The 21544-nt window shown below is 45.3% G+C and carries 19 protein-coding genes; all 19 read right to left on the bottom strand.

Annotated elements, in window-relative coordinates:
* Positions 1-2529: a translation initiation factor IF-2 gene (gene infB, locus PPM_RS10100; protein WP_013370722.1), complete on the bottom strand. Its 2529-nt coding sequence runs from the start codon at positions 2527-2529 to the stop codon at positions 1-3.
* Complete coding sequence (locus PPM_RS10095; protein ID WP_007430068.1) at positions 2522-2845, bottom strand: L7Ae/L30e/S12e/Gadd45 family ribosomal protein; 324 nt, start codon at positions 2843-2845, stop codon at positions 2522-2524. Before PPM_RS10095 ends, infB begins: the two co-directional genes overlap by 8 nt.
* Positions 2838-3146, bottom strand: a complete 309-nt coding sequence (gene rnpM, locus PPM_RS10090; protein ID WP_007430067.1) for an RNase P modulator RnpM — start codon at positions 3144-3146, stop codon at positions 2838-2840. The genes PPM_RS10095 and rnpM overlap by 8 nt, the downstream gene beginning before the upstream one ends.
* Before the next feature lie 23 nt (positions 3147-3169).
* On the bottom strand, positions 3170-4267 hold the full coding sequence (gene nusA, locus PPM_RS10085; protein WP_013370720.1) for a transcription termination factor NusA: 1098 nt from the start codon (positions 4265-4267) through the stop codon (positions 3170-3172).
* Between the two features lie 101 nt (positions 4268-4368).
* Positions 4369-4830, bottom strand: a complete 462-nt coding sequence (rimP, locus tag PPM_RS10080; protein WP_013370719.1) for a ribosome maturation factor RimP — start codon at positions 4828-4830, stop codon at positions 4369-4371.
* A 315-nt stretch (positions 4831-5145) separates the two neighbouring features.
* Entirely contained in the window at positions 5146-9462 is a 4317-nt protein-coding gene (locus PPM_RS10075; protein WP_014599673.1) for a PolC-type DNA polymerase III, read from the bottom strand.
* A gap of 199 nt (positions 9463-9661) precedes the next feature.
* Positions 9662-11110, bottom strand: coding sequence for a proline--tRNA ligase (gene proS, locus PPM_RS10070; RefSeq protein WP_013370716.1), 1449 nt, complete (start codon positions 11108-11110; stop codon positions 9662-9664).
* A 50-nt stretch (positions 11111-11160) separates the two neighbouring features.
* A complete protein-coding gene (rseP, locus tag PPM_RS10065; RefSeq protein WP_014599672.1) occupies positions 11161-12432 on the bottom strand; it encodes an RIP metalloprotease RseP in 1272 nt (423 codons plus the stop codon).
* Between the two features lie 107 nt (positions 12433-12539).
* Positions 12540-13679: a 1-deoxy-D-xylulose-5-phosphate reductoisomerase gene (locus PPM_RS10060; RefSeq protein WP_014599671.1), complete on the bottom strand. Its 1140-nt coding sequence runs from the start codon at positions 13677-13679 to the stop codon at positions 12540-12542.
* Positions 13680-13823: 144 nt separating this feature from the next.
* Positions 13824-14615, bottom strand: a complete 792-nt coding sequence (locus tag PPM_RS10055; protein ID WP_014599670.1) for a phosphatidate cytidylyltransferase — start codon at positions 14613-14615, stop codon at positions 13824-13826.
* 17 nt (positions 14616-14632) lie between these two features.
* On the bottom strand, positions 14633-15400 hold the full coding sequence (locus tag PPM_RS10050; RefSeq protein ID WP_013370712.1) for an isoprenyl transferase: 768 nt from the start codon (positions 15398-15400) through the stop codon (positions 14633-14635).
* An 85-nt stretch (positions 15401-15485) separates the two neighbouring features.
* Positions 15486-16040, bottom strand: a complete 555-nt coding sequence (gene frr, locus PPM_RS10045; RefSeq protein WP_014599669.1) for a ribosome recycling factor — start codon at positions 16038-16040, stop codon at positions 15486-15488.
* Positions 16040-16768 (bottom strand): UMP kinase, encoded by a 729-nt coding sequence (gene pyrH, locus PPM_RS10040; protein WP_013309918.1) that lies wholly within the window; start codon positions 16766-16768, stop codon positions 16040-16042. Before pyrH ends, frr begins: the two co-directional genes overlap by 1 nt.
* 120 nt (positions 16769-16888) lie before the next feature.
* The gene (gene tsf / locus PPM_RS10035; RefSeq protein ID WP_013370709.1) at positions 16889-17539 is read right to left on the bottom strand and encodes a translation elongation factor Ts; all 651 of its coding nucleotides are present in this window, start codon (positions 17537-17539) and stop codon (positions 16889-16891) included.
* Positions 17540-17671: 132 nt separating this feature from the next.
* On the bottom strand, positions 17672-18370 hold the full coding sequence (gene rpsB / locus PPM_RS10030; protein ID WP_013309916.1) for a 30S ribosomal protein S2: 699 nt from the start codon (positions 18368-18370) through the stop codon (positions 17672-17674).
* Between the two features lie 643 nt (positions 18371-19013).
* Positions 19014-19556: an MFS transporter gene (locus tag PPM_RS27985; RefSeq protein ID WP_014599668.1), complete on the bottom strand. Its 543-nt coding sequence runs from the start codon at positions 19554-19556 to the stop codon at positions 19014-19016.
* A gap of 384 nt (positions 19557-19940) precedes the next feature.
* Complete coding sequence (locus PPM_RS10020; RefSeq protein ID WP_013370704.1) at positions 19941-20588, bottom strand: endolytic transglycosylase MltG; 648 nt, start codon at positions 20586-20588, stop codon at positions 19941-19943.
* A complete protein-coding gene (locus tag PPM_RS10015) occupies positions 20585-21109 on the bottom strand; it encodes a DUF6115 domain-containing protein (protein WP_013370703.1) in 525 nt (174 codons plus the stop codon). The genes PPM_RS10020 and PPM_RS10015 overlap by 4 nt, the downstream gene beginning before the upstream one ends.
* A 41-nt stretch (positions 21110-21150) precedes the next feature.
* Positions 21151-21471 carry a hypothetical protein gene (locus PPM_RS10010; RefSeq protein ID WP_043885928.1) on the bottom strand — a complete coding sequence of 107 codons (321 nt, stop codon included), beginning with the start codon at positions 21469-21471 and terminating at the stop codon, positions 21151-21153.
* Positions 21472-21544 lie beyond the last annotated feature (73 nt).

Raw genomic sequence — 21544 nt, 5'->3', positions numbered from 1 at the left:
TTAGCGCTCCACTGTTTCCATGACGAACGCTTCAATAATGTCGGATTCCTTAACATCATTATAACCATCAAGGGTGATACCACATTCGTAACCTTGGGCAACTTCTTTTGCGTCGTCCTTAAAGCGTTTCAGTGAGTCGATTTTACCTTCAAAAATAACGATACCATCACGAATCAGACGTGCTTCTGCTGAACGAGTAATTTTGCCGGACGTCACCATGCAACCAGCAATCGTACCGACTTTAGTAACTTTAAACACGTTACGAACTTCAGCGTGACCGATCACATTTTCTTTATATTCAGGGTCCAGCATACCTTTCATAGCCTGCTCGATTTCTTCAATGACATTGTAAATAACGCGATGCAGACGAATGTCCACTTTTTCAGCTTCCGCTGTAGATTTCGCCTGATTATCAGGACGAACGTTAAAGCCAATAACAATGGCATTGGATGCCGCAGCCAAAATAATATCGGATTCGGTGATTGCACCTGCACCACTGTGAAGAATTTTGACGCGTACACCTTCAACTTCAATCTTGTTCAAGGAGCCTTTCAGCGCTTCGACAGAACCTTGTACGTCACCTTTAATAATGACGTTCAGATCCTTCATCTCGCCATCCTTGATGTGTTGGAACAGGTCATCCAGCGTTACGCGGGTATTACTGCCCAGATCAGATTGACGTTGCGTAATCGCACGTTTATCAGCGATAGCACGAGCTTTACGCTCATCCTCGAACACCATGAACGGATCGCCTGCAAGTGGAACTTCTGTCAGACCAGTAATTTCAACTGGAGTGGAAGGACCTGCTTCCTTAAGACGACGACCTTTATCGTTAACCATGGCACGTACACGTCCGAAGCAGTTACCTGCTACGAATGCATCGCCGACTTTCAGTGTCCCGTTTTGAACGAGAATACGGGCTACAGAACCGCGACCTTTATCCAGCTCAGCCTCAATAATAGTACCACGTGCCCGTTTATCTGGGTTCGCTTTGTACTCATTCACTTCAGCTACGAGCAGAATCATTTCGAGCAAATCTTCCAGGCCCATTCTTTGTTTAGCGGAAACATTGACAAAAATTGTATCGCCGCCCCACTCTTCGGGCACCAATTCATATTCTGTAAGTTCTTGCTTTACTTTGTCCGGGTTGGCATCCGGTTTGTCGATTTTGTTTACAGCTACGATTATTGGTAGACCTGCTGCTTTTGCATGGCTAATGGCTTCAACCGTTTGTGGCATAACACCGTCATCAGCTGCAACCACAATAATCGTCATATCTGTTACTTGAGCACCACGTGCACGCATAGCGGTAAAGGCTTCGTGACCTGGTGTATCCAAGAAAGTGATTTTTTTGCTGTTAATTTCAACTTGGTATGCACCAATGTGCTGTGTAATACCGCCAGCTTCACCACCTGTTACATTCGTGGAGCGAATGGCATCCAGCAAAGTTGTTTTACCATGATCGACGTGACCCATAATTGTTACAACCGGTGGACGTGTTCTCAAATCCGCTGGATCATCATTTTCTTCCACAGTTTCAAAACGATCTTCTTCCACTGGGATTTTCACTTCTACCTCGACGCCAAAGTCACCAGCAAGCAAGAGAATGGTATCCATATCCAGTTCTTGGTTGATGGTCGCCATTGTTCCGAGCATGATCAATTTTTTGATGACTTCTGAAGCATCCTTGTGAAGAAGCTTGGCTGTTTCGCCTACAGTCATCTCACCACGCACAATAATTTTCTTAGGCGTGTTGTCGATTTTCTCGCGACGCTCCTGTTGTTGACCTTTACCACGGTTGTTGAATTTACCACCACGATTGTTTCCACCACGGTTGTTGCCTCCACGACCACCGTTACCACCGCGTCCTCCGCCTTGACGGTTATCGTCAAAACGTCCTTGACCGGAACGGTTACCGCTGTTGTTGGAGTTGCCACCTGTACGGCTGCCACCACTGCGGTTGGAATTATTGCTTCCTGCCGAAGAAGAAGTTCTTACTGCCGCACCACCCTGGCTGCTTCCCTGAGGACGTGAACCTGTGTTATTGCTACCGGTACGCTGTTGTCCTCCCTGCTGTTGACCATTACTGCGGTTCTGAGTGCCTTGCTGGCCGCCTGGTCTACTAGAACCTTGTTGACTGCGGTTTTGACCGCCCTGCTGACTGCTTTGCGCTTTTGGAGCGCTGCTTCGGTTACTGTTTTGGTTGTTGTTTGTCCTATTCATACTTACCTGCTTTTCCTGTTGATTTTTGGTTTGCTCCGTTGAATGATTACTATTCTGGCTTGAACCGGTCTGATTCGAGCTTACTTGCGCCGTACCTGCTTCGCCTTGCTTGACCGCAGCATTGGATTTAATATTCTTAAAAAAATTTTCCACTTTACCTACGGCATCATGTTCCATGACGCTCATATGGTTGTTCACGGGAATATCCAGCCGTTTAAGAATGGTGATAATTTCTTTGCTGCTCATGTTCAACGATTTGGCGTATTCGTATACCCGCACTTTGTCTTTGCTTTCTTGTTTACTCAATATACTCCACCTCCGACATTATCCCCGCATGTTTCATGATCAATTTCGCGAATCCTTGATCCGTCACAGCCAGCACGACCCGTTCAGGTTTGCCGATGCTGCTTCCCAAGCTTTCCCGGTCAAATCCTATCAATAAGGGGATTTTGTACGTCCCGCATTTGTCGCGGAATTTCTTTTGAGTATTCATTGAAGCATCTTTCGCAAGAATGACCAGCTTGGCTTCTGAAGACCTGATCGCTTTATAAACGATCTCATCACCTGTTAGCAACTTGCCAGCTCTCATGGCAAGCCCCAATCCAGACAGCGCCTTATTCATCCTGCACGCTGCCTTGTGCCGCCAGGAATTCTTCCTCGACGGCAGCAAAATCACGACTTAGCTGCTCATAAATATCAGGATGGACCGAGTGCTTCAATGCTCGATCCAGTGCCTTGCTCTTTTGAGCCAACTTGAAGCAGGCGGCTTTGCCGCACAAGTAAGCGCCGCGTCCCGACTTTTTGCCAGTCAAGTCAATCAACACTTCGTCTTCAGGGGTTTTGACGACACGGATTAACTGCTTCTTTGGCATCATTTCATGACAGGCGACACATTTGCGCAAAGGTATCTTTCTCTGTTTCATGCATTAACCCCCCTACACTCCGCTTAATCTACAGAAACGGAATCCTGATGCATTTCATCGGTGGATGTTCTCGGTCTGCCGAGTTCTTCCTCCGCCTGTGTTTCACTCTTAATATCAATTTTCCAGCCAGTAAGCTTAGCAGCAAGGCGAGCATTTTGCCCTTTGATACCAATAGCTAGAGAAAGCTGATAATCAGGTACTATAACGCGAGCCATTTTCTCTTCTTCAAACACCTGTACTTCAAGCACCTTGGACGGACTCAAAGCATTAGCCACGTATTCATCAACATTATCAGAATAGCGTACAATGTCGATTTTTTCGCCACGCAGCTCGTTTACAATGGTCTGCACCCGCGTTCCTCTTGGTCCCACACAAGAACCTACCGGATCAACCTCGGCGTTACGAGAATGAACAGCAATTTTAGAACGGAAGCCTGCTTCACGCGCTACGGAACGAATCTCTACAACACCGTCAAAAATTTCAGGCACTTCGAGTTCGAACAAACGCTTAAGCAGACCCGGATGTGATCGGGACAGCATAATTTGCGGTCCTTTGGTTGTGTTCTCCACCTTGGTAATATAAGCCTTAATCCGATCCAAATGGTTGAATTTCTCATTAGGCATTAGCTCACTCAACGGAAGAACTGCTTCCACCTTGCCAAGATCAATATAAATATTGCGTGGATCTTGGCGCTGTACAGTTCCTGTTACAATATCCTCTTCCTTGTCCACAAACTTATTGTAGATCAGTCCCCGTTCCGCTTCGCGAATGCGCTGGGTCACGACTTGCTTCGCTGTTTGTGCAGCAATCCGTCCAAAATCACGTGGTGTGACTTCAATTTCAGCAACATCCTCCAACTGAAAATGTGGGTTAATCTCACGGGCTGCCGGCAACGAAATCTCGGTGCGAGGATCCAATACCTCCTCAACAATCAGCTTACGGGCATATACCTTAATGACTCCCGAGTTGCGGTTCATATCAACACGCACGTTTTGTGCGGTATTGAAATTCCGTTTGTAGCTGGAAATCAGGGCTGCTTCAATGGCCTCAAACAGCACGTCCTTACTGATCCCCTTTTCTCTTTCCAACTCGTTCATTGCTTCAATAAAATCCATACTCATGGATTACTGCTCCCCCTTTCAAATGATGGCACCTGCGTACTGGTCGGCACACGAGGCAAAAAACATGTAGTACATGTCAAACAGCAACAATCAAATCTGAATTAAAATATGATCGCGAGCCTTGCACCGGCTACCTTGTCATAAGGTATGGTATGCTTCTTTTGTCCACTTTGGACGGTGAGTTCCCCATCTTCAAAAGAAAGCAAACGGCCTTCGAATTCCTTCAGACCGTTAATCGGCTCGTATGTAGTAACGAATACGTTTTTGCCTACCGCTTTAGTGACATCCTCCGCTTTTTTCAGCGGTCTCTCGGCGCCTGGTGAAGACACCTCCAGAAAATATGCTGTAGAAACAGGGTCATTTTCATCCAGCTTTTGACCCAAATATTCACTGATCATACTACAGTCGTCCAGATCAATTCCTCCGTCTTTATCTACAAAAACGCGAAGAAACCAATTGCTACCCTCTTTGACATACTCGACATCGACCAGTTCAAAACCATGCTCATCGAGGTAAGGTTGGGCCATTTCTTCTACTACTGATTTGATCTTTGGTGTGCTCAAAGATTATAACCTCCAAAAGTGAACTTTCCTGTGGTGAAAAAGAGATACCCTCTTGCCGTGGGCAATGCTTCTCCATCACCGGCATTTTCATTTTCATTTGATGTAATGTTCATTTTGGGCTCACTGCAAATAAACCGGCGTACCGGTTGCCTGCCCAAAAATAACCTTTTTTTCACGTTGTACCTGTATATCAAACAGTAAAGAGTGGGTTTCCCCACTCTTTTAGCAACGGTTTTATCTCCATGATTACCAAAAAAATTATAACATAACCATAGTTATGTGACAAGTGCCAGAGCTTGACTACTGTGGTTCAGATTAAAACAGAGACAGCTGATTACTCTCTGGCAGACCTCGAAAGCATCCCATCTGGGACAGCATTTCGACAATCGTTTTACTAGCCTTCGATTTCTGTTGAAAATCCTCAACGGACAAAAATTCACCTTGTTCACGGGCAGCTGCGATGTTACGTGCTGCATTATCTCCAATACCCTGAAGAGCTCCGAACGGAGGAATGAGCGAGTCCCCATCCACTTTGAAACGAGTAGCTTCGGAACGGTACAAATCAATGGATTTAAAACTAAACCCGCGAGCCGTCATTTCCAAAGCCATCTCCAGGATTGGAAGCATCCCTTTTTCTTTAGGTGGCGCCTGAAAACCAAGCTGCTCAATTTCGACAATCTTCCGTGCGATCGCATCATACCCCTGACAGCACAGGTCAATATCAAAATCGGCTGCACGTACTGAGAAGTAAGTTGCATAATACTCGATCGGATGATACAGCTTGAAATATGCTGTACGCACGGCTGAAATAACATAGGCTGCAGCATGCGCCTTCGGGAACATGTACTGGATTTTTAGACAGGAATCAATGTACCACTGCGGCACCTTGCATTTTTTCATTTCTTCAATCCATTCGGCACTAAGTCCTTTACCTTTACGTACGCTCTCCGTAATTTTAAAGGCCAGACCTGCATCCATCCCCGCCTTGTAAATCAAAAACAGCATGATATCATCCCGACAACCAATTACGGTCTTGATGTTACATGTATTATTTTTAATCAACTCTTGTGCATTCCCTAGCCATACACCCGTCCCGTGAGACAAACCGGATATTTGCAGTAAATCGGCAAAAGAACTCGGCTGCGACTCTACCAGCATCTGGCGTACAAATTTTGTCCCCATCTCTGGTACACCATAGGTGGCGACAGGCGTGCGAATCTGCTGCGGTGTTACACCGAGTGCCTCCGTGGAATTGAACATGCTCATCACCTTGGGATCATTCATTGGAATGGTCGTAGGGTCAACCCCGGTCAAATCCTGAAGCATTCTCATCATGGTCGGATCATCATGGCCCAGAATATCGAGCTTGAGTAAGTTCGCATCAAAAGCGTGATAATCAAAATGCGTCGTTTTCCATTCCGAGCTCGTATCATCAGCCGGATACTGCACCGGTGTAATGTCCTCGACCTCAATATAATCGGGAACAACAACGATCCCGCCCGGATGCTGTCCGGTACTACGTTTTACACCCGTACAACCAGAAGCCAACCTGTTCAGCTCGGCTCCACGCCATTTTTTATGATGTGCCTCTTCATATTTTTTGGCAAAGCCAAACGCCGTTTTCTCAGCAACTGTACCAATGGTCCCTGCACGGAAAACACTTTTTTCACCAAACAGTACTTTTGTATAGTTATGGGCAACAGGTTGATATTCACCAGAGAAGTTCAAGTCAATATCGGGAACTTTATCTCCTTTAAAACCGAGGAACGTTTCAAAAGGTATATCCTGTCCCTCACCCTTGAGCTTGCCACCGCAATTCGGACAGTTTTTATCTGGCAAGTCAAAACCGCTCGGCACACTTCCATCCAAAAACCATTCGCTGTGTCTACATTCAGAATTACCGCAAATATAATGGGCGGGCAGTGGATTTACCTCAGAAATACCGAGAAAAGTAGCAACTACAGAAGAACCAACAGAACCCCGTGAACCTACCAAGTATCCATCCTGATTAGACTTTTTAACCAGACGTTCAGAAATGAGATAGTTAGCGGAGAAACCATATTTAATAATAGGTTCCAATTCTTTTTCAAGGCGAGCTACAACAACCTCAGGTAAGGATTCACCATAAATGGATCGAGCCGTCTTATAGCATGTATTACGAATTTCCTCGTCTGCTCCGTCCAGCAATGGCGTAAAAAGCTTGTCGGGGAACAGTTCCAGTTCTTCAAAACGCTCTGCCAGCTCACTAGTGTTTTTCACAACGACTTCATACGCTTTTTCCTCACCCAAAAACTCGAACTCTGCCAGCATTTCATCCGTTGTCCGCAAATGAGCATCTGGCTTTCGGATGTCCTTTAGCGGGCTAAAACCGGTAATGCCATGAATAGTAATATCACGGTACAGCTTATCGCGAGTTTCCAAATAGTGAACATTGCCTGTAGCAATTACGGGCTTATCAAGGCGTTTTCCTATGTCGCATACTTTGCGAATGGCCGTTTTTAGTGCATCAGGCCCGCTTACAAGCTGCTTTTCCACCAGATGCATATACATCGTCAAAGGTTGAATCTCCAGCACATCATAAAACTGTGCAATCTCCTCGGCTTCTTCCTCGGACTTGTTCAACACAGCCTCGAAGAATTCTCCTTTTTCACAGCCAGAAATAATAAGCAATCCGTCTCTCATCTCAGACAATTTCGATTTAGGAATACAAGGCACACGCTTGAAATATTCGGTATGAGACATGGAAACCAGCTTGTACAGATTTTTTTTACCAACCGGATTGAGAGCATAAATGCAGCAGTGGAAAGGACGAACAGTCGATAGATCCTTACCTACATAATCATTCAGACGATCGAGCATTTTTAATCCCTTAATTTGTTCCGCATCATTCAGCAAGCCATTCAGCACTTCAGTCAGTGCGACTGTATCGTCAATAGCACGGTGATGACTTTCTAGTGCCACTTTATATTTGCTCGTCAACGTATTCAGACGATGGTTTTTCATTGTTGGAAACAGTAAACGAGCCAGTTCGAGCGTATCCAGTACCGGATTGGTCATTTCGGGCAAACCCATCTTTCGAAGGGTGGCCTGGATAAAGCCGATATCAAACCGCGCATTATGGGCAACCAATACAGCATCGCCAGCAAAAGCTACGAACTCCTTCATAACAGGTTCCACATCCGGCGCATCCTTGACCATTTCATCGTTAATGTTGGTCAGTTGCTGAATGTTGTATGGTATACGTTCATGCGGATTGACAAAGGTTGCATAACGATCAATTTCCTTGCCCTCATGCATTTTAACAGCAGCAATCTCTATGATTTTATTTTGTGTAACTGATAGACCGGTGGTTTCAATATCAAAAACGACATAAGTCGCTGTTTTCAAATTTAATGGCTGTGCCTGCATTACAACCTCAACAGCATCATTAACCACATTGGCCTCAACACCGTAGATCATCTTAATGCCATTTTTCTTTGCAGCCTTAGCGGCATCAGGGTAGCATTGCACACCGCCATGATCGGTGACCGCAATCGCCTTGTGCCCCCATTTGGCGGCTGTTTTGACATATTGATCAATCGAGGCGACAGCATCCATTGCACTCATCTTTGTGTGCAGATGAAACTCAACCCGTTTTTCCGCTGCATTATCCTTACGTCCGGGTGGAGCCTGTACTTCAACTAGATCGGAAGGAATCATAACCAGCTCGGGAATTTGCATAAAACGGTCATATTCAACTCTTCCCCGCACTTTGACCCATTTACCATTAGCCAACAGACTGAGAATTTTTAGATCTTCTTTAGTTTTAGCAAACATTTTCATTTGCAGGGAATCACTAAAGTCGGTCAAATAATACGTAAACAATGTACTGCCATTGCGCAATTCTTTACTGTCCAAACCGAAGATTGTTCCTTGTAGGGTGACTTTCTTTTCTTCGTCCTGAATCTCTTGCATCGGAATAGCCGGTTCTTTGATGTCATAACCAAATTGAAGCCGTACGTCTCCTTCTTCTTCTTCCAAAGGCGGCATCTCGGATTCCATACTTTCCATCATCTGCTGAATAACTTCGCGTTCTTCTTGCATCTTCTTTTCCTGGAATTCCTGTAATGCCTCCTGGTTACTTTCACCCACCTGGACTTTAATGCGCATAGAGATCCCAAAATATTTATCGTAAAACTTAATAATAGCTTGATCTATCTGCTTTTTGCGCGCCAGTTCCAATGACATACTATCGCTCATTGTTAGTAATAATAGACCGTCTTCCCACTCATGCACAGCCCGGTTCATCCAACCGTTAACAGATGGAATTTCACGGTGCACCCACTCTAAAAAAAGCTTCCAGTATTCACCGATAATATCACCAGGTTGAACCTGCTCACTGTACTGAAAGCGGAATGTGATTTTAGCGATATGGCTCATTTTTTCCTGTACTTGAATACAGAACGTACGATACACCTGAGCGGGGACCAGTGTCTCTTTGGCAATAGTGATATTCCAATCCTTGTTGGTACGGCTAATCTCAACCTGATCAATCCAACCGTCCAAAAAATAAGGATCAACCACTCCCGCCGGCATTACAACCTGCTTCATCAGCAGCTCCAGCCGCTTTCTCTTTTCTTCAGCTCCGCCCATGGCTCTCCCCCCAATTTCCAATCTACCATTCTGAAAACATGAAAAGCTTCTGCGTCTAAAACATCTCCGACCGCAAAAGCTTTTCGTAGCCTTCTTCAACCCTCATCACAACGATATAGATAGTCCGGAATATTATCCAGTAACAGCTATTCCTGTTGGCGAAGAGAATGAAGTAAGTATAGGGTATTGCTCTTCTATATTAGTACGCCCGTGCGAACACTACTGTATGCTTGGCTGGTTTGCCACAGCACAAACATGTGGTCTTTTGCTCAGTTGTTTTAAACGGTATGTTACGGCTTGTAGCGCCTGTCACTTCTTTAACTTTGTCTTCACATTCTTCAGATCCGCACCAACCAGCCAAAGTAAAGCCACGTTTTTCTTCCATGAGAGTCTTCATTTCATCCAACGTATCGACGGAATAGAAGTTTTCTTCCATGAAGTTCTTCGCACGGTCAAACATCTCTTGTTGTACCTGTGCGAGCATCGCGTGTACTTCTTCAAGCAGATTGTCCTGTTGTACAATTTTTTTCTCACCGCTGATACGGGATACAAGAACACAGACACCGTTTTCCATATCACGAGGTCCGATCTCCAGACGAACCGGTACACCGCGCATTTCATATTCATTAAATTTCCAGCCTGGACTTACATCACTGCGGTCGTCCATTTTAACACGGACACCCGCTTGTTTCAACTCAGCAAACAATTCATCTGCACGAGCGATAACTGCATCACGTTTCTTAGGTGGTCCAATAGGAACCATAATAACCTGAGTAGGTGCCACTTTAGGAGGCAGTGCAAGACCACGGTCATCTCCATGGACCATAATTAATGCACCGATCAAACGTGTACTTGTTCCCCAAGATGTCGTATGCGCGAATTCCAGGTTGTTTTCACGACTCAAATATTTAATGTCAAATGCTACGGCAAAGTTAGTTCCCATATAGTGGGATGTTCCAGCTTGTACCGCACGTCCATCTCTCATCATCGCTTCCAGTGAAAATGTATCCTTCGCACCTGCGAACTTTTCAGAAGGTGTTTTCTGTCCAGTTATAACCGGAATAGCTAGAACTTCCTCGATGACCTCACGATAAACTTCCAGCATTTTCATCGTTTCTTCACGTGCTTCTTCTTCTGTTTCATGAGCTGTGTGACCTTCTTGCCACAAAAATTCACTTGTTCGCAAGAAAGGCAGCGTACGTTTTTCCCAACGCACCACATTAGCCCATTGGTTAATGAGCACAGGCAGATCACGATAGGATTGAATCCATTTGGAGTACATATGACCGATCATGGTTTCCGAAGTTGGACGGATTGCGAGACGTTCTTCCAGCTTTTCCCCACCAGCCTCAGTCACCCATGGCAGTTCAGGATTAAATCCCTCCACATGCTCTTTTTCTTTTTGGAAAAAGCTTTCTGGGATAAACATTGGAAAATAAGCATTGCGATGTCCCGTTTCTCTGAAACGTACGTCCATAGCTTCCTTAATGTGCTCCCAAATCTCAAAACCATCGGGACGGAATACAATACACCCGCGAACCGGCGAGTAATCCATCAGTTCTGCTTTTTTAATAACATCAATATACCATCGGGAAAAATCTTCGCTCTGCGGCGTGATTTCCTCGACAAACTGTTTATCGTTCGACATAGAAATGCATGTCCTCCCATACAGACCATTTTTATAATGTCCGTCTCTAATTAACCATTAATTAAGCGTAAAATATCGTTATACGTGACCGCAATCATAAGTAGGAATAGCATAGCAAAACCAACGAAATGGACCATTCCTTCCCTGCTCGGATCAACAGGACGTCCTCTTACCGCCTCAACCCCAAGGAAAACAAGTCTACTTCCATCCAAAGCCGGAATAGGCAATAGATTGAATATCCCCAGATAAAGACTCATGATCGCAGTCCAATATGTCAACTGCTCAATGCCTTGCTTAGCAATTTGTCCCGTCACTTCAAAAGTACGTACGGGGCCTCCCAGGTCATTGATAGAAAAACGTTGGATAAGCTGGCTAAATCCTTGAAAAATAATATCTGTCGTTCTGACCATGGATTGTCCGGCAAATTTGAATGTTTCCCCAACACCTGCTTGGCGTTTTGGAAGTTCAGGCACAATGCCCACCTTGCCACCCTTTTGTCCTTCCATTGCACGAGGTGTAATGGTAAGATCAAAGGTTTTATCATCACGGCGAACTGTCCACTTCATCGGCTTGTTTTGAGAATCTGCAATCAGCTTGATCATGTTTTCAACATTCGCACCAATTGCAACTCCGTTCACCGATTCAATGATATCTCCCTTATGCAAATCAGCTTCAGCAGCAGGCATACCCGCTGTAATTTCACTAATTTGAACATAAGTTGGGTTGTCCACTTGTATGCCGACCATCTGGATATGCAGACCAAACAGAATAAAGGCAAGAATAAAATTCATCAGTGGTCCAGCAAATATAGCCATCGCACGCTGTCCCACTGTTTTACTCCCATACTGTCGATCCTTCGGTGCAATTTGAATGGATTGTCCTTTGGTTACCATCATCGCTTGTGGGTGCACAGTATATTGCTGATCTTCGCCATCCACATCTAATTTTACAGTTAGCGCTTGTTCCAGATCAATATCCAACACTTCACCGCGCACAACATTCTTGCGGTTATCCAGTTGGTCCAAATAGATGGTCTTAACGACGCCATCTGTTACGCGTACAGCAATCGTTTGTCCGGTTTCAATTTCATTGACCTCCGGATCCTCTCCCGCCATGCGGGCAAAACCACCGAACGGCAGCAACCGTAGTGTAAATCGTGTCTCGTTTCTTTTATAAGAGAACAGTTTCGGACCGAAACCGATCGCAAACTCCCGTACCAGAATCCCGGCGCGTTTGGCAAAATAATAATGCCCCCATTCATGCACCGTCACTATGACGAAAAACATGAGCACCGTCATCAACACTATTTGAATCGTTTCCAATCGTTTCCGTCCCCCTTTCAATGAGATCAAGTTTGTCTTCCTAGATTATCATTATTCTCCGAACCCGCACAAGAGAATCACAATTCGTTCTTGACCCCAACATTAGCCTACAACCTCGCAGCTATACTACGAGTTTCGCGGTCACAGGTTTCAATCGCAGACAAATCAGGATCAGCCATATTGACATGCTGTTCGAGCACCTGTTCAATAATAGCTTCAATATGCAGAAAAGAAATTTCTCCACGCAAGAAACGGGCAACAGCAATCTCATTAGCAGCATTAAATGCGGTCGGTGCTGTACCACCCATTTTACCACATTCGAAGGCAAGCCTTAAACAAGGAAAACGATTAAAATCCATTTCCTTAAAGTGGAGTTTTCCCACTTCAGCCAGTGACAGAGGCTTTGCCGGAGACTTCATCCGCTCAGGATAAGTCAATGCATATTGAATGGGTACTCTCATGTCCGGGTTCCCAAGTTGAGCAACAATGCTTGTATCCTGAAACTCGACGTAGGAGTGAATAATGCTTTCCGGATGAAGCAGCACATGGATCTGCTCATAGCTAAGTCCGAACAGCCAATGTGCCTCAATGACTTCCAGCCCTTTGTTTACCATCGTTGCTGAATCAATTGTAATTTTGGCCCCCATTGACCAATTAGGATGCTTAAGTGCATCTTCCACGGTAACTTCACGCAGCTGTTCTCTTGTCAAATCTCGAAAAGAACCGCCTGATGCTGTGAGGGTAATATGTGCCACATCTTTCATACGCTCACCATTCAAGCATTGGAAAATAGCTGAATGCTCACTGTCAATCGGCAGCAACGGCACTCCTTTCGCCCGAGCTCGCGCAGTGACCAGATGACCAGCAGTAACCAGTGTTTCTTTGTTGGCCAAACCGATCTGTTTTCCAGCCTCAATCGCGGCCAGCGTGGAGTGCAATCCGACACTGCCCATTACAGCCGTCACAACCATATCCGCCTCTGTGTTCGCGGCCAGCTCAACGAGTCCTTCATTTCCCCAGTGTAGTTCGATTCCAGAAGGCAGTAAAGGACGAATTTCATCTGCTAACTGCTGAGTACCAACAGACACTTTTTTAGGTTGATAGAGATGTGCTTGCTCAGCAAGTAACTTTATATTGGAGCCGCCTGCTAAAGCCTCAACAGTGAACTGATCTGGGTGCATGGACACCACATCCAGCGTTTGAGTTCCAATAGAGCCGGTTGAACCAAGTACCGTAATTCTTTTCATGATGCACCTTCCTATCCTGAAAATCACTTTTATCAGGAGCTCATTGTTTGTTACCCAGGCAACTATGCAACTGCTACCATCCTTCTAATAGCGCAGGATGAACAACATAAAGGTTGATCCTGAGCATAAGTTGTAATACCAGACTCATGGAAGCAGCATCAGCATATGTACAAATGGAAAAACGACAATCCAGCTGTCGCAGCGGTCTAGTATACCACCGTGTCCTGGCAGCAGATTACCAGAATCTTTAATGCCGTACACTCGTTTGTATGCAGATTGTACCAAATCGCCCAGTTGTCCCACAACAGCACATGACAAACCGATGCCGAAGGCTTTACCCCAGGGCAGCAGTCCACCTGATAATCCAGCGAATACCAGAGCTATAACCAAAGCTAAAACAACTCCGCCAATGGACCCTTCGACCGTTTTGTTTGGACTAATCGCAGGCCATAGCTTCGTCTTTCCTACCATTTTGCCTACAAAATATGCCCCTGCATCACTTGCCCAAATACAAGAGAACAACAAAAAAGTCCATAACAGTCCATGTTCCATATGACGTGATTCCGCAATATACGAAAATCCAAATCCTATATATACAGTACCAAGAAATAGTATAGCTACCGTTTGAATTGGGATTTTATTTTTCGTTCCTACCGTGATCATCATAAACACTATCATTACCAACCAAAGCAAACTGGCAAAGGATAGCGGTGAGTGTAAACCCAGAGATTGATATGGGAATACAAATGCTAATATGCTTACGTAGCCAAGCATTGCCGTACCTCCAAAAGGAGATACCTGCGTCATTCGTGCGAACTCATAAAATCCGATTAGGGCCATCACCAATATAAGCAAATGGTAGGCCAAGCCGCCCCACAGGACCATTGCCAAAAAGAATATGCCTGCCAGAATACCGGTAATTAATCTCTGTCTCAACGGCTTTCATCCTCCATTTACTTCAGTCCGCCATACCGTCGTGATCTTTTCTGATATTCGATCACTGCTTCGTATAAATGCTCTTTTTTAAACTCGGGCCAATAAATATCAGTAAACCACAACTCACTATATGCAAGCTGCCAAAGCATAAAATTACTGAGTCTAAGTTCCCCGCTTGTTCGAATCAATAAATCAGGATCTGGCATACCAGTAGAAAGCAACGTGTTGCCAATTAGCTCAGATGTTATATCTTCCGGCTTCAGCTTTCCATCCTCAATTTGTCGGCCCAATGCTTGCATGCACTCTGTGATTTCCAACCGACTTCCATAATTTAATGCAAAATTAAGTACAAGTCCGGTATTATTTTCAGTACGTCGAGTCGCTTCAGTCAGCGCTTCAACGGTATGGGAAGGTAAATGTTCCTTGTTCCCCATCATACGCACTTGCACATTTTTTTCAATCAGCTCATCCAGCTCAATTGCCAAAAATTCTTGAGGCAGTTTCATTAGAAAATCAACTTCGTCCTTTGGACGCGTCCAATTCTCAGTTGAAAAAGCAAATAAAGTTAAATACTTAATACCCAGTTCATCCGCTGCAATTGCTGTGCGTTTCACTGCCTTCATTCCATTTTGATGCCCTACAATCCGCGGCATTCCAATCCGTTTGGCCCATCTGCCGTTCCCATCCATGATGACAGCAACATGCTGCGGAATATTGTCTTTTGAAATGGCCGGTGTTTGCTGTTTTTGTTCCCCGTTCCACCAAGACCGAACCCGTTTGATCATTCCAGTTCCTCCAGCATTCTCTGAAAATGTGCCTCAGGCTTGAAAAGAGACAAACCCCACCGTAAGGGAGGGGCTGCCAATCTTTTTAAACTTCCATAATTTCTTTTTCTTTTGCAGCTAAAACTTTATCCACTTCAGCGATAAACTTATCAGTCGTCTTCTGGATATCTTCCTGATGCTTACGAGATTCGTCCTCGGAAATATCACTTTTCTCCATTTTTTTAATATCATCGTTTGCATCACGACGAATGTTACGAATAGCGATTTTCGCTTCTTCACCGCTCTTTTTCGTCAGCTTCACCAAATCAGTTCTGCGCTCCTCCGTTAAAGCAGGAATACTCAGACGAATGGTGTTACCATCATTCGAAGGTGTCAAACCTAAATCGGATTTTTGGATAGCGCGTTCGATATCAGCCAAAGAAGATTTGTCCCAAGGCTGAATCATCAAAGTCCGACTGTCAGGTGTATTGATATTCGCCAGCTGATTGACTGGAGTCATTGCGCCGTAATATTCAACCTGCACACGGTCCAGTAATGCTGGTGTTGCCCGTCCTGCACGCAATGATGCAAGATCACGTTGCAATGCCTGGATTGCTTTTTGCATGCGCTCTTCAGCGCTCTTTTTCACAGATTGTGGCATTAATTTACACTCCCTTTGACGATCGTACCAATTTTTTCACCCAGTACGACACGTTTAATGTTACCTTGCTCTGTAATAGCAAAGACAATCAACGGAATATTGTTATCCATGCACAGCGAGGAAGCTGTAGAATCCATGACACCAAGATTTTTGTTAAGCACATCCAAATACGTGAGCTGCTCATATTTTTCAGCTGTGCTATCTTTAAACGGATCGGCGGAGTACACACCATCTACTTTATTTTTAGCCATCAGAATTACTTCTGCTTCGATCTCTGCAGCACGCAAAGCAGCTGTAGTATCAGTCGAGAAGAACGGATTACCCGTACCTGCAGCAAAAATTACGACCCGACCTTTTTCCAGATGACGAATAGCTCTACGGCGAATGTAAGGTTCTGCAATCTGTTGCATTGCGATGGACGTTTGTACACGCGTAGGCACTTCAATCTGTTCCAAAGCATCCTGTAGAGCCAATGAGTTCATCACGGTTGCAAGCATACCCATGTAATCTGCCGTTGCCCGGTCAATCCCATTGGCACTTCCAGCAATACCACGCCAGATATTACCGCCTCCGCACACAATAGCAACTTCTACTCCTAGTTCCACCACGTCCTTAACTTGTTCAGCAATCGACGCAATTGTATCCGCATCAATACCGTAACCGTTAGGACCTGACAGCGACTCCCCACTAACTTTCAGAACAACACGTTTAAATACAGGTTTTTCCAAATGATCACCCTCCAATTTCATATATTATTTATGTAACAGGATAGGTGTCCTGTTGCAAGAAATGGAACACTGATGTGTTCCATTTCTGTTTATTCATATGCATTTACCGATCGTTGGTAATTATTGTTTCACTTGAGACATAACTTCTTCGTAGAAGTTGTCTTCTTTTTTCTCCAGACCTTCACCCAGTTCGAAACGAACAAAGCGGCGTACGGAGATGTTTTCACCAATCGTACTGATTTTCTCGTTGATCAGTGTGGAGATTGTTTTGTCTGGATCTTTAATGAAAGATTGCTCCAGCAAGCAGAATTCTTCGTAGAATTTACCGATGCGGCCTTCAACCATTTTTTCAACGATTTTTTCTGGTTTACCTTCGTTCAAAGCTTGTGCTTTCAGGATTTCTTTTTCTTTTTCAATCTCTTCCTGTGGCACTTCTTCGCGACGAACATAACGAGGGTTCGATGCAGCGATATGCATTGCAATGTCACGAACAAAATCTTTGAACTGGTCAGTTTTCGCTACGAAGTCTGTTTCGCAGTTTACTTCTACCAGCACGCCGATACGGCCGCCAGCATGGATGTAGGATTCAACAACGCCTTCAGTAGCAATACGGCCTGCTTTGTTGGCTGCAGCTGCAAGTCCTTTTTCACGCAGAACTTCAACCGCTTTTGTCAAATCACCATTTGCTTCTTCAAGCGCTTTTTTACAATCCAGCATTCCTGCGCCTGTTTTTTCACGAAGCTCTTTTACTGCGCTAGCATTAACTGCCATATTATTTCCCTCCAAATTTAATTTTCAGTGGTATATACGAGCTTTATTCCTTAAAAAAAGGGTAGTGAGAGGTTTTCCACCTACCAACCACCCTTTTCATTTAATTCGTATAGGTATTTCCGATCGGAAATATTATGCTGTAGTTTCTTCGCCTTGGTTAGCTTCCATAACTGCATCAGCCATTTTACCTGTCAGCAATTTAACAGCGCGGATCGCGTCGTCATTACCTGGGATAACATAGTCGATTTCGTCTGGATCGCAGTTTGTATCAACGATACCTACGATTGGGATACCCAATTTGCGAGCTTCAGCAACCGCGATACGTTCTTTGCGCGGATCAATGATGAACAGAGCACTTGGAAGGCCCTTCATGTTTTTGATACCACCCAAGAATTTTTCAAGACGATCTTTTTCTTTGCGAAGAATGATAACTTCTTTTTTAGGAAGAACAGCAAATGTACCATCTTCTTCCCAAGCTTCCAATTGTTTCAAACGATCAATACGTTTTTGAATGGTTTGGAAGTTAGTCAGTGTACCACCCAACCAGCGTTGGTTGATGTAGAATTGACCAGCGCGAGCTGCTTCTTCTTTAACGGAATCTTGTGCTTGTTTCTTAGTGCCTACGAACAGGATTGTACCATTCTCAGCTGCAATGCTTTTTACGAAGTTGTAAGCTTCCTCAACCTTTTTCACTGTCTTTTGCAAGTCAATGATGTAAATACCGTTTCTTTCAGTGAAGATATAACGATCCATTTTCGGGTTCCAGCGACGTGTTTGGTGACCAAAGTGAACCCCAGCTTCCAAAAGCTGTTTCATGGAGATTACTGCCATCTTCACGCACCTCCTAAGTTTGGTTTTTTTGTGTGTCCTCCGCCGACATCATTTTTTATAAAGACTTCCTATTGGAAGCACCCTCTATAAAATTAACCGACGTGCGTTTTTAACACCGTCAATTAATATACCATAACACTTGCAGCGTTGCAACCAGCTTTTCGACAATAGTCGAAACCGTGTGAAAAACGTCCTGTACACTTCCATCTGCCTGGCTTCTTAGCAAAATGTTTGTGAAAATAAAGTGTTAGACTCTCGCACTGCATTGAACGGGCAGGATAGTTCCAATATGTGCCCTATTAGCCGAATCTGTGCTAGTCTTTTATATATAGATGACGCCATGCTGGGCGTACCAGCAAAAAGCCTTGACCGACTAACGGCCAAGGCTTTTTGCACACGAATAAAATCGTACCGATTCGCGATTAGTGACCCATCATCGCCGGGTCCGGGTTGTCCCCGTCGGCGGTACCTTCTTCCTGCTGCTGCGGTTTACGCAAAAGGAGCGACAGAGCTACACCCGCAGTCGTAAGGCACGCGGATAGGAAAAACGTATCGCCATAACCCGTAACGACAGCATTCAGCGGATTCGCGTCCGCTCCCGCATTTGCGGTGTGGGAAGTGATTTGCGACGTCAGATAACTCGTCAGACCCACGACCGCAACGAGAGAACAACTTGCTGAGCTGCTGTTGTCAATGGTGTGACTCGGCTCACCAGGCGGCGAGGTGCAGAGTTCAGAACATGCGTGTTGAGCGGCATCATGGAGAAGCCCATTCCGAGACCCATGGTGCAGATGCATAAGATAATAACCCAGAGCGAAGGATCCACAGATATATTGGACAAGATGAATAGAGAAATGGATAGGACGGCAAGACCGGCGAAGGCGAGCGGACGCGCGCCGATTTTGTCGAACAGCCCGCCGCTGATCGGGTTGCCGATTCCGGCGCATAACGCATAAGGTATCACGATCCAGCCGGTTTCAAGGGCGGTGTAGTGCATGACGCCTTGCAGGTACAGCGGTACGATCAGCATTGCGCCGAACAACGCGAGCTGTACGATCCACGTCAAGATGATGCTGCGTGTAAAATCAGACGATTTGAACGCCTTCAGCTCCAGCAGCGGCTGCTTCTGTGCCAGTTCCACGAAGATGAAAAGGATGAGCGCAATGCCGCCGATGGTCAAGCCCATGATCGTCTAAGTCTTGGACCAACTGGTGCCGCCTTCGCTTACACCATACGCCAGGATGGAGAAGGCGATCGGCGCGAGGCACACGCCGATGACGGCCGGATTTCGGCAAATATTTATACCCGAGAATTAAGGCGATAATGCCCCCTCTCGGTAGAGCTGCATTGATCCGGATTGAGGGCAGTTTTAACAATACATCGTGGTGTAAGCCGCCATGAGATGACCTTAGAATCCTTCAGGGGTCTTTTTTTATATCCACTAGCTCTGAATTACAATAGGCTATGTTGTAAGCTATTATAGGGGGGGATCCCCGCTTTTGAACTAAACACTAAGAAAATTCTTTATTCGCATCGAAAAAAATAAAAAGCCGTCCTCTTCCCGATTAGGTCAGTTGGACGGCTTCTTCGTTATTTTAGTAATAATAGAACTGAAATCCTCACCTTTAGCAAACTGATAGGTGCCTGTACGAATTTTGGTATTGATTTTTTTAGCCTTAGCTGCTGCCTCAAATGCACTAGCATCCGATACGACTCCAGCCCGTTCCAATCCAGATGCCACACTTCTTAAATTACTCCCCGATGCAATGCTATATTGCACTTGTGGGGTGGCAGGCTGCTTGGGAATATCGGGAGTGGTTATAGTGCCAGCTCTTTGAGTTTGTGGCTTGTTCGGACTTTGTGGTACCGACGTGCTAGTCGAAGGCTTAGAAGCAGCCGAGGATGTGCTGTTTGCAGGTACCTTTGGTGTTGAAGGCGTTTGAGCTGGTTTAGCCTTTTGAGGTGCAACGGGAGTCTTGTTGCCTTCCTTGATCAGCTTATTACGCCATTCCTCTTCTGTCATTTTCGGATCAGAACTGTCACTGATCTGAAGATTTAACTCGGCTGCTGCCTTCTCTAGTTGTTCTCGCGTCATGTTTTTCGGGTCTGTCGAAGATTGCTGCGACTGCCCCTGACCAATTATTGCCAGTTGCAACAACAATGCCCCCATTATAAGACCCGTACCCATGCCTAACATAAATGAGCGGTTTTTGATCATGTCACATCCTCCCGTTCCGCGAGTTGTAATATGAGCTGTACTTCGCCCCGCTGGATGCCTGATTGCTTGGCTATATAATCCACCGACTTGCCTTGCTCATGCATCGCGAACAACTCTTGATAACGATCTCGGATGGACTCTTGTTCCTGCTCAGTTTGAGGCTCTTGCAATGCCGTTTGCTCCTCCAAAGTTACGATAGAAGCTTCTGAATCTGAGATTGGCATAGAGACGGTAGCAAGCATTGCCTGACGCTCAAGCTCCACAATACGATTCCGAAGCTCAGTTACTTGCTCCTGTAATGCTGCCTGCTTAACCGCGTGCTCCTGCTTCATACCAGATACGAGTTCAATCAACTCGTCATTGTCGTTTTCAATATCGGCCATATATTGCTCCAATGTAGCCTCAACCTTTTGAACGACGGCCTCTTCTGTTCCCCGGCTTGGCTGGCGCTTTGGCATAAGCCAGGCGTAGACAACAGCTGCGGCTCCCAGCAGAACAATATAAATCCATGGTTGATCCACTGCCCATCGTCTCCTTTTATAACGCTACTCCACCCATCGGATCAGAGCGAAAAATCAATATGATGTCCCTTATACGGATGCTCTGCCGGATGCTCCTTAGGCAGCTCAGTCTCATCTGAGCGGGAGCGACTCTGCTGGGAAGAATCTCTACTCTGCTCACCTGTTTGCCTCTCACCGACGAATGTTTCTGCAGACTGGTCTATGGCACCGCTTCGCTGACGCGTGTTCTCCGTCTCCAGCGCAGTCTTTTGTCCAAGTAATGCCTGGTCATTCATCGGTCGCTGCTGAGACTCACTATGGTATTTCCCTGCTTCACTAGTGCGAGGTACAGCAATTTGCAATTCAACAGCCTTCAAGCTCATTGGACCACACCCTTTCCGATTGGGCATCCGTATCAGACTACCAAGAAATATAATAAATTGAATTATTATCAGT

Origin of the sequence: Paenibacillus polymyxa M1 (assembly GCF_000237325.1) — a bacterium.
GTDB classification, from domain to species: domain Bacteria; phylum Bacillota; class Bacilli; order Paenibacillales; family Paenibacillaceae; genus Paenibacillus; species Paenibacillus polymyxa_C.
Note: the sequence above shows the minus strand (reverse complement) of the source record. Positions and strands in the feature narration are given on the sequence as shown.